At 38.3% G+C, this 13,467-nt stretch carries 9 protein-coding genes; 1 reads left to right on the forward strand and 8 read right to left on the reverse strand.

Annotation, left to right across the window (positions count from 1 at the left end):
• Positions 1-71: 71 nt before the first annotated feature.
• Together GR929_RS02325 and GR929_RS02330 are read right to left on the reverse strand one after the other, a co-directional pair.
• On the reverse strand, positions 72-800 hold the full coding sequence (locus tag GR929_RS02325) for a LytR/AlgR family response regulator transcription factor (protein ID WP_159517298.1): 729 nt from the start codon (positions 798-800) through the stop codon (positions 72-74).
• A 52-nt stretch (positions 801-852) separates the two neighbouring features.
• Entirely contained in the window at positions 853-1,833 is a 981-nt protein-coding gene (locus GR929_RS02330) for a sensor histidine kinase (protein ID WP_159517299.1), read from the reverse strand.
• Positions 1,834-2,365: 532 nt separating this feature from the next.
• Between GR929_RS02330 and GR929_RS02335 the strand changes: the two genes are divergently transcribed.
• Positions 2,366-2,755, forward strand: coding sequence for a hypothetical protein (locus GR929_RS02335; RefSeq protein WP_159517300.1), 390 nt, complete (start codon positions 2,366-2,368; stop codon positions 2,753-2,755).
• 68 nt (positions 2,756-2,823) lie between these two features.
• Here GR929_RS02335 and GR929_RS02340 read toward each other — a convergent pair whose 3' ends face one another.
• From GR929_RS02340 to GR929_RS02365, 6 genes are all read right to left on the reverse strand, one after another.
• A complete protein-coding gene (locus GR929_RS02340; RefSeq protein ID WP_159517301.1) occupies positions 2,824-4,959 on the reverse strand; it encodes a glycoside hydrolase family 97 protein in 2,136 nt (711 codons plus the stop codon).
• Positions 4,960-4,984: 25 nt separating this feature from the next.
• Positions 4,985-6,490 carry an alpha,alpha-trehalase TreF gene (gene treF / locus GR929_RS02345; protein WP_159517302.1) on the reverse strand — a complete coding sequence of 502 codons (1,506 nt, stop codon included), beginning with the start codon at positions 6,488-6,490 and terminating at the stop codon, positions 4,985-4,987.
• 140 nt (positions 6,491-6,630) lie between these two features.
• The gene (locus GR929_RS02350; protein WP_159517303.1) at positions 6,631-8,181 is read right to left on the reverse strand and encodes a RagB/SusD family nutrient uptake outer membrane protein; all 1,551 of its coding nucleotides are present in this window, start codon (positions 8,179-8,181) and stop codon (positions 6,631-6,633) included.
• A gap of 19 nt (positions 8,182-8,200) precedes the next feature.
• Positions 8,201-11,497, reverse strand: coding sequence for a TonB-dependent receptor (locus tag GR929_RS02355; RefSeq protein WP_159517304.1), 3,297 nt, complete (start codon positions 11,495-11,497; stop codon positions 8,201-8,203).
• A gap of 92 nt (positions 11,498-11,589) precedes the next feature.
• Positions 11,590-12,600, reverse strand: a complete 1,011-nt coding sequence (locus tag GR929_RS02360) for a FecR family protein (protein ID WP_159517305.1) — start codon at positions 12,598-12,600, stop codon at positions 11,590-11,592.
• A gap of 79 nt (positions 12,601-12,679) precedes the next feature.
• The gene (locus GR929_RS02365) at positions 12,680-13,264 is read right to left on the reverse strand and encodes an RNA polymerase sigma factor (protein WP_159517306.1); all 585 of its coding nucleotides are present in this window, start codon (positions 13,262-13,264) and stop codon (positions 12,680-12,682) included.
• Positions 13,265-13,467: the final 203 nt, after the last annotated feature.

Consider the following 13,467-nt stretch of genomic DNA (forward strand, 5'->3'; position numbering starts at 1 on the left):
ACAAGTAAGCCCGGAAGAAATCTCCCGGGCTTTCATTTTGCTTTTCACTAAAACGTGAGCAGTTCGTTAAGCTACAATGCAAACTTATTAATTACCGAATTTTGAAAGTCACTCTTGTAACTCTCTCCTACGGGAATCCAGCGATCGTGAATAATAATTCTGTTTTTTGTGACTGATTTTATTTTGTTAGTATTCACTATAAATGATTTATGGACACGTAAAAATTTTCCGTCAGGTAAATTTTCGCTCATTCGTTTTAATGAGTTCAGCGTGATAACAGGCTTATCTTCATTCTGCATGTAAATCTTAACGTAGTCTTTTAAGCCCTCGATGTATAGAATTTGGCTCAATTTAATTTTAACTGATTTATAATCAGACTTTACCAAGATATACTCTTGATCGTTTTCTTGTAACGTAACATGATCATCTTCTTTTTGAGGACTATTTGTGGAGTAAATAGAATAAGCTTTATTAGCAGCTTTTAGAAACCGTGTAAATGAAATTGGCTTTAATAGATAATCTAATGCATTTAAATCAAATGCTTCCAAAGCGTGCTCCGAATGGGCCGTTGTAAAAATGAACATGGGCCTGTTTTCAAGGCTGTTTATAAATTCAATTCCCGAAACAGTTGGCAGATGTATATCAAGAAATATTAAGTCAATCGACGTCCTCTGAATAATATCCAGTGCTTCAAAAACTGAGTTGCATTTTTTCTCCAGTTTCAGAAACGGTATCATCTTAATATAATCTTCAACAATCTGCTGCGCCAAGGGCTCATCATCTATAATTAGACATTTCATTTTTTATTGATTTTAAAAGTGTAATCGATGTATATCTATATTCCGAAAAGAACTATGCTTCAGATAGCGAAAGTTTAAGTTCTACAGTATATTTATTGTCATTTGTAGTGATTGTTAACTCATGTCGACGTGGATAAACGAGATTCAGTCTTTTTTTGATATTTTTTAGGCCAACTCCATTATTTCCATTAGTTGATTTTGGCACTCTTTTAGCAATGGGGTTCTGAATAAAAAAAATCAATTCATCATCTCTAATCTCCAAGTTAATCATTATCTCTCCAGGCTGGGTATAATCAACTCCATGCTTAAATGCGTTTTCAAGAAACACTGAAAATAATAGAGGTTCAATTTGTTTTAACCCAGTATTTCCCTTAACATTAAATGACACATCAAACATTTCATTTAGCCTTATTCTTTGTAGTTCGATGTAGTTTTCTATATGAGCAACCTCTCTGCTTAGTAGCACCTTAACTGTGTCTGCCTCATAAATAATGTAGCGCATCAATTCCGATAATTTTAAAATGATTTCCGGTGTTTGATCCGACTTTTTCCTTGCCAACGCATAAATTCCGTTGAGTGTATTAAAGAAAAAGTGGGGATTTATTTGAGCCTTTAGAAATGAAAGCTCAGCGCTTAATTTCTGGTTTTCAATTTCTTTTAGCTGATTTTCATTTACAAACCACTCTTTTGTTCCATATATACTGGTACTCACAGCAATTGAAATTGTACTTAAAATAAGTATGCCAAAGTCAAAGAATCTATGCTTTCGCGCCGGTTTCACATCGACAAACGCCATTGAATTCTCTCGAATGGGAGGAGGTATGAATTCCTTTTTAAATCGAATGGGAGGAGGTATGAACTCCTTTTTAAATTCAGAGGGCTTAGGTTGGTTTAAAGTAGATAAACAATAAACAATTATTAATACGCCAATAACAGTGCCGGCGTATTCCTTAAATTTTCTGTTCGATAAAAATTGAGGAATTAATAAATAGTAATTCAAGTAAAAGATCGACACCAGTATTACTGCGGTCAATATCATATGCTTAACATCGAAAAAATCATTCAGATAGAAGAGTAACCATGGAAATACGAGCACAAACACGACACATATAAATAGGTGAAGTAATATTCTAAAATAATTATTTTTCAGAAGTCGTAACATGTTGATGGTCGTGATTATTTTCTTGGCAAAAATTGCTCTTTTCAACCTGTTAAAAAACTGTTTTAAGATTTTTTAAGGATGTTTGTTTTAATTAAACAATCCATAGCAATTCAGCTTCTTCGACTATGGTATTAGCTGACTAAGTTGTGAGAATTTGGGGAAATAGTCGAGATATAAGTATGTTTTCAATAACAGGGAATGAGATAAATTTAGAATATTAAATCTATAATATATTACAAAAATCGCCAAAGATCAATTTTCAGCTTACGTTAAGTGTACAACAATATCCGTGGTTAATTCATACCATTTAAATTTACTGCTAACTTTGCGCGCAATATTTAAAAATTATTCGAACAGCTTATTCTTCGAATTGTTATTATGAGATCAGTTAACAAATAAAAGTATGCTTGTTTTAGTAGGAATTTTAGTGGGATTGTTTTTGCTTTTAGCGCTAGGCACCTGGTTATCCAACCGTTTTGGGAAACAAACATCAGAACCGGAGGAAAAAACGAATATTTCTCTCGATTGCTGTGGCGCCCACGAAATATGCGACTTTGAAGAAATGCTCAATAACCCTGATGAGATTGTTTATTTTGAGGACGAAGAATTGGATCGATATAAAGGAGTCAATCCGAATGAGTATGAGGATGAACAAATTGATGAGTTTCGTGACGTACTTTACACCTTAGATGGTGAAGAAGTGAGAAAATGGCTATTAAGCATTGAGCGACGTAAAATTCAATTACCATCGGTACTAAAACAGGAAGCCATTCAACTGCTGGCTGAAGCATAAAAAAAGCATCGACCAGTTAACCGGTCAATGCCTTTGAAATCAAATTCTATTTTAGCTACATAATTTCGTTACATTTTTTTCATCTTCTTAGTTGACATCGTATCATCAACTTCAATTAAACTGATTGCATATCCCCCGCCCGGTGCGCAATATTGAGATAATTTACTCTTGCTATCAACTAAGTATTTCATAATCTGGTAAGCTTTCGGATTATCGCGATAGTGACTATCCTTTCGATCAGAATAAATTGTTGCGATGTATTTTTTCTTTGCTGGCAGAAAATCAAACGAAATAGTTGATTCCCGGGCATTTTCATCATTTGTTCGTCCAATAAACCAATTATCTGTCCCTTTTTCTTTCCGTGCATAAGTGATGTAATCGCCGGGTTCTGCCTCCAACACCTTGGTGTTGTCCCAATCAACCGGGACATCTTTTATAAATTGAAAAGCGTCCAGGTGCTTTTTATAATTTTCGGGCAAATCGGCAGCCATTTGCAACGGACTATACATGGTTACATACAGCGCCAGTTGACGTGCAATAGTTGTATTTACTTTCGATGTGTTATCGGGGTTTAACTGGCTGATATCCGTTTCAAATATACCTGGAGTATAATCCATTGGGCCACCAATCAGGCGGGTAAATGGCAATATGGTCGTGTGATCCGGATCATTGCCACCAAACGCTTCATATTCGGTGCCACGAGCTGATTCATTACCAATCAGGTTCGGATAAGTGCGGCATAAACCCGTTGGACGAACTGCTTCGTGCGCATTAACCATGATTTCATACTCCCCAGCTTTTTTAATCGCATACAAATAATGATTGACCAACCATTGTCCGTAATGTGTTTCGCCGCGCGGAATCATGTTACCAACATAGCCACTTTTTACAGCATTGTACCCATTATCAACCATAAACTGATATGCTTGATCCATGTGGCGTTCATAATTCCGAACAGATCCGGAAGTTTCATGATGCATCATCAATCGAACACCTTTGCTTTGAGCATAGCTTTGTAATTTTTTCACATCAAAATCGGGGTATGGCGTTACAAAGTCGAATACATAATCTTTCGACTTTCCGAACCAGTCCTCCCATCCTTCATTCCATCCTTCAACCAAAACGGCATCGAAGCCATGTTTTGCAGCAAAATCGATATACTCCATTACGTGCTCATTGTTTGCAGCGTGTGTTTTATTAGGAACCGTTTTTGAATAATCCGTTTCGCCTAATTTTACGCTTGGTAAGTCAGTGTATGCCCAGGTACTTTTCCCGGTAATCATTTCCCACCAAACGCCAATATATTTCACGGGCGTAATCCACGAAGTATCATCATAAGCACATGGCTCATTCAGGTTGAGCGTGATGTGAGACATTAGAATATCAGCGGCCTTATCGCTGGCAATAACGGTACGCCAGGGCGAATGGCAAGGTGCCTGCATGTATCCTTTATTTCCAACAGCATCCGGTGTCAAAAATGACTCAAAAATCATATTTTCATCATCCAGATTGAGGTGCATGCATGAATATTCGACTAAGGCTGCTTCGTGTAAATTGATGTATAAACCATCTTCGGTTTTCATCATTAAAGCGGTTTGCACTCCAGTTGGTGAAAAGGTTTGCTGTGAGACATTGTCTGTTACAGCATCAGTCATGACACCTCTGATTTCGGACAGTTTTGACTCTGTGTAATTATACTCCTGTGTATCAAAATCGCCAGGAATCCAGAAGGCTGTATGATCACCAGCCATCGCAAATTGCGTACGCTCTTCTTTTATAACAAAATAAATCAGGCTATCCTGCTCCGGGAACTCATAACGAAAACCAAGCCCATCATCGAATAAACGAAACCGGACAATAAGCTTACGATCAGATGTGGTCTGGTTTAAGTTGACTGCCATTTCATTATAATGATTTCTAATCTCACTCACCTCCCCCCAGACTGGTTTCCATGTTTCGTCAAACGTTGATCGGTTAACACTCGCAACTTCGAAGTTAGAGAGCAGCGATTCTGCATCTTTCAATTCAAGTCCTAATTTACTTTCCGTGATTACAGGCTTTTCTTTATAGTCTAATGCATAAGTAGGGATTCCTTGATCAACTGCAAATGTCAAAACGAAATTTCCACTTGGAGATTCCAGTTTCTCTGCTTTCAGGCTCCCTGAAATCAGTATTAATAAAATTGGGATTATTAGTTTTTTCATTATTTCGGATTAAAAAAATTAATTGTTACTCTTTTGTTTCACTCCAAAGCTTCAGAAAGACTCCGTTGGTCCAGCCGAAGCCATCTTGAGTTTCATATTCGCCACCACCACCACGACGACTCAGATCAACGACATCGTATTTTTCCATCATTTTCCCTGTTTCGAAATAGACTTTGATGTTTAGGTTTATCCAACGTTTTGCAATCTGTTTCGCTAAGTCGTCATAGCCATATTTTTGCAATCCGCGGTAAGCAACCCATTGCAATGGCGCCCAGGCATTTGGGTAGTCCCATTGCTGACCAGCTCCTTCAACCAAAGTTGTAACCACACCTCCAGGTTTCAGGAAATTAGCTTCAATTTTGTCTTTTACCAGCTCAGCCTGCTTTTTTGTAGCTAGATTGAAATAAAGGGGAAACATACCTGCCAACGTATGTTGTTTCGAAAATGATGCTGTTTTAAAATTGTAATCAACAAAGAAATTGGCCTGTTCGTCCCAACAATATTTCAAGATGAGATTTTTTCTGTTTTCAGCACGCTCTGCATAATCGTTCGCCTTTCGTAGTTCCATATTTAACTCATAAGCCTGCGAAATTGTCGATTCTAACTTGTACAATAAACAATTCAGGTCGACTGGTAAAAAATTGGTTGTTACGATAGTTTTCATGTGTTTGCCATCTTCAAACCAGCGGGTCGAAAAATCCCAACCCGATTCGGCGGCAGAACGGATATCGCGATACATGGATGAATCCCTACCCGCTTCTTCAAACAACACCACATCGTGTTTAAAGGATTCCGGTCGCGGCGTGTTCAATTCATCCCAGTACCGATTCAAATGGCCGCCTTCAACTTTCACTACTTTTTCACCTGTCATCCAATAGGTGTATTCTTTCTCTATAGCCGATAGGTAGTGCACCAGAATAGTTTCATCATTTAGTGTTTCGGCTAGCAACTGAACCATTAACGCAAAAAACGGCGGTTGCGAACGACTCAAATAATAGGTTCTGTTTCCATTGGGGATGTGTCCGTAATTCAGGATCAAGTATTCGAAGTTATCCACCATATTTTGAATCATTTCCACCTGATTATCCTCTTGTAAACCCAACATGGTAAAATAACTATCCCAGTAGTAAATTTCCTTAAAGCGCCCACCCGGAACAATGTACGCATGCGGCAAGCTGATCAACGACGAATACTGTTTGTGGCTTTTAGGTTGCTTTGTCAGGTTGTTCCACAGGTAGTGGATGTGCTGCAACATGGCTGTGGTGTCATGCTGAAGCGTATCAAAATAATGACCGACAAAATCCTTCAATTTAAAGTGTGATTGATCTTTTAATTCAGCATAGGCCCGTTTTACAGAATCGGGATCAACTTTCGCTGGACAATCTACAAATCGTTTTTGATCCTGAAAGATTTCTTCCATCTGAACAGCTTCAAACAAATCCGGGTATTTTTCGGTCGGGTTGATTTGTGAAAGTGCAGCCTGAGTTGTGAAAAGGATTATAACAACAGAATATTTCAAATTTAATTTCATTGTATTTGATTCAAGTGAAGACATGAAACGAGTATGTAAAAGCGAATACCCCCAGAAGAGCGATTACGAGTTCCATATGAAAATCGAAAACAGGCTGCTGTGCTATTCGATTCTCAGCAGCCTGTTTCTAATTATGTCATTTATTGATTTCCTAGAGTCGCGTCCAGGTTTTCGTTAACATCAGCAGCTGATGTTGGAACAGGGAATATTGTTCTAAAAGCTTCAGATGCTTCTTTTTCCTGATAAGCATTGGTAAATTTACCAAAGCGGATTAAGTCCTGACGACGCAGCCCTTCCCAATACAATTCGTAGCCTCTTTCGTCCAAAATGTCATCCAGAGTCAGTGAAGTTAACAATGGCAATGTTTTACCATCCATGTTTCTTTTAGCTCGTATATAATTGATGTCTGCTAATGCGCCGTCTTCGTCATCGCTTCTGAATTTGGCTTCAGCACGAATCAGATAAACATCTGAAATTCGCATGATTGGCACATCGTTTGGCGAACGGAACTGGTCAACGGTATTTGGATCAGGAGCAAACTTCATGACTCGAATACCTGCATTTTCAGGTGCACTTTGTATATCAATTTCAGGTACAAATACCAATGGTGTTGTATTATCTCGAAGGAATAATTCTGATCCATCAACAGCGAATTGTTGACCAACTAAGAAACCTTGATTAAACCCTGTAACGCTCTTAATTCCATCATCTTGAAAGCGTGCATCATTTTCAGTATCCCAAGTATTGAAAAAGGTTGATGTGGTTGATGGGCCATTCCAAATACTATTGAAATTACCAAATTCTTGACTGTAATGCAACGCAAAATTAGTCCATTGAACATCGCCGCCATAGTCAACCGCATCACTCATTGGCACTCTCAAAATAAATTCTGGGTGCTCAGCTACATCAAATTGAAACATGGACCAATAGTCATCAGCCACTGCATAATCTGAAGAACTTATTAATTGGTCGCAATAGCTAATGGCGTCGTTCCATTTTGCTTCTCCGGTGTACACTTCGTAATTCAAATATACTTTAGCCAGCAGTGTTTGTGCAGCACCAACGGTTGCCCGGGTTGATCCAACTTCTGATTTTGTTTTAAGGTTTGGTAGAATTGCTTTCAGCTCATCAATAATGTAATCAGCAGCCTCTTTACGGCTAAGCACTTCCGGAGAAGCAGAATAGTCAGTTTCGTCAGCAGCTCTAAAAGGAACTTGTCCAAAAAGGTCGTTGATTAAGTACATGTAGTAAGCACGAAGAAAACGAGCCTCAGTAATGAATAAATCGTTTGTTGTGCTTTGAGGAAATTGACTGATATAGTTTATGGCCGTATTGGCACGCGAAACTCCTTGAGTTAAATGATTCCAAACATTTTGGAAACGCATGTGATCTGAGTTCCAGGTATGCAAATGAAGTTGTTGCCAAGCACCGTTATCATACCAGTCGGTTCCACGCGTTGGAATAATCACCTCGTCAGTGGTTATTTCTTGCAGTCCCCAGTAGTTACTCCACTCAATGGTTCTTCTCAAACTTGCATATGGTGGATTGATCAATGCTTGCGCATTTGACGGATTATTGACAAGGTTGCCTCCAAGTTGCTCGTCAAGTACATTCTCTTCCAGATCAGTACAAGCTACAGTACTGAAAAGTGCCAGGATGGTACTAAATATGATGAATTTATATCGTTTCATTTTTTCTATTTTTTTAGGATTAAAATTGCAGGTTAACACCAAATGTAACTGTTGTTGGTTTTGGATATGAAGTGTAGTCGATTCCAAGAGATGGAATTCCGTCCACATTAGCATCTGAATTCACTTCTGGATCGTACCCGGTATACTTCGTAAATAGTAATAAATTATTACCGGTTACATATACTCGAGCTCTGTCTAACCATTCAATTGTTGTCGTTTTTAGCGTATAACCTAGAGTCAGGTTTGAAAGTCTGAGGAATGATGCATCTTCGATAAAACGAGATGAAAATGCATTTGAATTACCTGGATTTTCATTTGATTCAGCTACAGTCTTGGTTACATTGTTTCCTTTGGTAAATGGTCCTTTGGTATAAATAGCGTTGGCCGTGTTATTATATATCTCATTGCCTTCAGATCCATACCAGAACATACTTACGTCAAAATTCTTGTATGTTAATTTGCTACTTAAACTATAAGTAAAATCAGGCAGCGCTGATCCTAGATATTCTTTTACTTCAGATCCTTCAGCATCCGTTTTATAAGTGCTATAACCATCACTATCAAATCCCTCGAAAACCATTCCGTAGAACGTACCAACTGGCTCACCGTTGGTAATTACCTGAACCCGGGTACCCGTAAGCCCCTGACCTGCTGCACTACCTGTTTCTATGAATTTCACAGGGAGATCCTTCACTTCATTTTTAATATAAGCTAAGTTGATCCCCATATCCCAGGTTAAATCCTTTTTGCTAACCAAAACACCATTTATAGCAAGTTCAACACCGTTATTGATAATTTTCATATCGGGGACATTCAACCACTGAGTTTGTGTTGGTGCCGGAGCTTTTGCCGGAACTTCCAGCAGAACGTCTACCGTCTTTTTATTAAAGAAGTCGATAGCTCCACTAAGCCTGTTATTAAAAAATCCATAGTCAATTCCGATGTTTGTTTGCTGGGTTGTCTCCCACTGAATATCAGGATTTGGCGTACGCGTAAAAGTTATGCCTGGTAAAAATGATCCGCCTACAAACCAGTTCGCGTTAGCCTCTGTTCCCACTGACAGCAATGAAATCTTATCCGGAATTTCTTGATTACCTGTCAACCCCCAACCAACACGGAATTTAAGATTACTGATAGCACCGGCACTTGCCATGAAATCCTCTTCAATTACTCGCCATGCAAAAGCAGCCGATGGAAAAAAACCATACTTATTGTTTTCTCCGAATTTTGAAGATCCATCGGCACGTCCGGTAAATGTCAATAGATACTTGCTTTTATAAGAGTAGTTAATACGACCAAAGAACGACTGCAATTCGCGCTCGTAGGCTGAAGATCCAACTTCAGCTTGTGAGAAATTACCATAACCTAAATTGTCGGTGTATTTAAGATCGTCAACTTCAAATCCTTTAACATTCATCTCAGTTGTTGTCCCCTTAAATCCTTGATAAGCATGTCCTAGGAGAAAATTAAAGGAATGATCATCTCCAATATCTCTTAGATAGGTAATGTAGTTTTCAATCAGACGGTTAGTTGCTGAAACACCATTAATATCTGCCTCTCCTTTGTTTGACAGATAGCTGAGATCCTGATTTTGGTTAACACGTCGCTCAGCCACTGTTCTGTCGAGCCCAACATTAATTTTATAGGTAAGGTTGTTCGTGATTTTAAAATCGGCAGAGATATTTGCTAATATTCGGTCTGTTTGTGTAATATCATCGACTAAGTTCAACATCGCAACCGGATTTCTTTTTTCGGTTGAATGCTGGTAATAAGTACCATCTTCATTCTTAACCGGGAAAGTTGGATTCAGTTGCAAGGCGGACAAAATCAGGTCGCCTTCAAATCCGGAGCCTTCGGCTTCGGTGATTGGTGCGCGAGTATCTTCAACATGTGATGCAATGAGCACTCCTGTAAGATTCAAACGATCGTCAAAAGCTTTATGGGTAACTTTAATGCTTCCATTAATTTTCTCCATCGCCGTTGATTTGATGATTCCCTCTTGATTCAGATAACCTAATGATGTCTGGTAAGTAAACTTATCGCTTCCACCACCGAAGGATAAATTATGACTTTGAGTAATACCGGCTTGGTAAATCTCATCCTGCCAATCAGTACTCGCACCCAAGTCCAATAATTTTGATCCATCAGATTTAGTGAAAGACCGAAATTCACTGGCCGAAAGCAAATCCAGTTTTTCACGAATTTGAGAGACTCCGACATAGCCATCGTATGAAAGTGTTCCTTCTCCTTTTTTTCCTTTTTTTGTGGTGATTAGCACGACTCCATTTGCACCACGCGAACCGTAAATAGCTGTTGAAGAAGCGTCTTTCAAAATATCGATTGTTTCAATATCCTCAGGGTTCAGGAAGCTCAAGGGGTTTTTGTTTGACCCACCGCCATAACCGGCAGCGCCTCCTCCTTCAGGTGTAATATCCGTGTTATCCAAAGGAACACCATCAACTACATATAATGGTTCCTGTCCGGAACGAATGGAGTTAGAACCACGAATACGAACCGACATCCCAGTTCCGGGCTCTCCGCTGTTTTGAGTAATGTTCACCCCAGAAACGCGTCCTTGCATCATTTCAACAGGAGAAGTGGCCACACTTTTATCCATATCGTCAGACGTTAAACGGCTACTGGCTCCGGTGAGGTCACTTTTCTTTTGAATACCATAACCGATTGCAACAACTTCTTCCAGCCCGATGGTTTCCTCAGCCAGCGTTACGTTAATCACTTCCTGATCTCCAACCAAAACTTCCTGAGTTTTCATGCCAATAAATGAAAAAGACAAAACAGCATTGGCAGGAACTGCATCTAACTGATATTCTCCATCAAAATTGGTAATTGTTCCGTTTGTTGTCTCCTTTACAACAACACTTACTCCTGGTAAGGGGAATCCGGTATCGTCAACCACTTTTCCTTTTACGGGATGTGATTGCTGTCCGACTGTGCTTTGTTGATAAAGTACGATTCGCCGGTCGGTTACTTTATAGGATATTTCATCCTCATTCAGCAGTTCGCCTAATAAATCTTCAATGTCTTCATTCTCAACATTCAAATTAACAAGTTGGTCTAAGTCAATTTGATCGGCATTGTAAAAAAAGATGTAGTTCGTTTGATCTTCAATTTTGCGAAAAGCATCTTCTAAAGTCATGTTTTCGAAATTCATACTAAACTTAGTTTGCTGCGAGTAGCTTTTTGCAGAAACTTGAAGTAAGCCGAGTAGTACAATTAAAAATGTTAGTCGCATAATTCGCCATGTTTTAATCAAGCCATTTCTGGGAATGGCAAGACAATTCATTAATTTTTTCATAAATTTACGGTGCTTAAATTAATACTGTGAGTAGCGTTAGCTATTCGTTTTATTATTGCCCGGGGTGATGCGGGAACATCTACCCGGGTTTTTTATTTTTTACTTATCCATATTTCATCCTCATTTTTCTCAATGTTAATGGCAATTGTTAACTTGATGACATCAAAGAGTTCCTCAATTGCTTCATCCTGATAGACACTCCCTGAGTAGATTTCATTTTTCAGACTGGAATCTTTAAATCGAATTTCAACTTTGTACATGCGTTCGAGCGTTTTAGCCAATTCGCCAAGAGTTATTTTGTCGAAATAGTGTTCGCCGGTTATCCAGCGTTTCGTTAAACTGGCATCGGTTCGTATAATTGCATGTTTATGGTTGATTTTATCGAAAGTCCATTTGTCGCCCGGTTTTAGAATAACCGATTTTTTATTTTCCGTGATATGGTCAATCTCCACACTTCCTTCTACCAAAACAGTTTCAGTCTTCCGGTCATCTTCGTAAGCTTTTACATTGAACTCGGTTCCTAAAACATTCACATTCATATCTTTTGTGATGACTCGGAATGTGCGGGCTTTATTCTTTGTGACTTTAAAAAAGGCTTCGCCAACTAATTCAACTTCTTGCAAGGCGTTGCTATTAGCCAGGTGATATTTCAATTTAGAGTCATAATTCAAGGCAACAAAAGTTCCATCGGGCAAGGTTAATTCAGATTGTTGTCCTTTTGATGTTGCAATTTCAATCACATCATTTTGAGAATTGAAACCACTAAACAAGTGATACTCTCCCATCAAATAGGTTGAAACTCCAAAAATCAATAAAATAGAAGCTGCAGCTGTAATCTGGAAATTGCGAATAGAAAACACCTTTGTAGGGCGCTTTCTATTGTAAATATTTAGCGCTTCATGTTTTATTTGGTCAAATTCGGAAGCTCGAACGTGGGAAGCTTTTATGTCCTTTTTTTTGAATTTTAAAATATAGGAAACCAATAAAGCCAAAGCTGAATCAGAATCTTTCTGCTTTAATTGCTTATAATCTTTCAGCGATTCTTTCGAAACTTCACTCCGAAATTTCTTGTCGAATAATCTATCTTGAATGTCTCTTCCCATTTCGCTTTTATTGCTTGTGTACCCTAAAAAGCGAATGGGCTAAAAATATACCCTTCAAAAAATCATGCTGTAGAGCATGTTATCGGATGTGCATTCGCAAAAATAAGACTATTGAATCTTGATCAGAATCAATAATATCTCTTAATTTATTGATTGCCTTCTGAATAGCATTGCCAACTGACTGGTAATTTACCCCCATCAGCTCAGCAACTTCGGAGTTTGAAAGATTTTTATAAAACTTCAAGAATATCGTTTCCTTTTGACGGGGTGGAAGTTGATTAAGGGCTTGAGCTAGTTGATCCAATCTCAATTCCTTTTCTTCGCTGTCCACTTCTGTAGTGTATTCTAACCGAAAGTCAGCCAATAAATCGTCATTAAAATCGGCGCTAACATTTTTATTTTTTCGGAGGTTGGTAAAAATGCGGATGCGAAGTGATTTTAGCAGGTAAAACAAAATATTGTCGGTGGTTGAAAGCTTGTCTTTTTTTGAAGCCAATTCAAAAAATACGTCCTGAATACAATCTTTAATAAAGCTTTCGTCAAAAGTAAATCGATGCCCATATTCAAACATTTGCATGTGATAAGTATCGAATATATAGGAAAATGCTTTCTTGTCTCCCTGTTTAAAACGGCGCCAGATTTCAGAATCGAGATTTTTATCCATCAGGTGAAAAGGTTGCTCTTGGTTTTATTCTAATACGAAATTAGAATAAATTATCGAACAAAACGGATCACTCCAATTAATAAATAGTCGTTAAATGCTATTCCTGACTTTGGATAACAACAATTGAATTTACCTTCTTGTTATTGAGGCAATTCCAAACACTCATGATAAATAAGTTTATCGAAAAAACACGCTGAATTCCA

Origin of the sequence: Sunxiuqinia indica, assembly GCF_009847015.1 — a bacterium.
GTDB lineage: Bacteria > Bacteroidota > Bacteroidia > Bacteroidales > Prolixibacteraceae > Sunxiuqinia > Sunxiuqinia indica.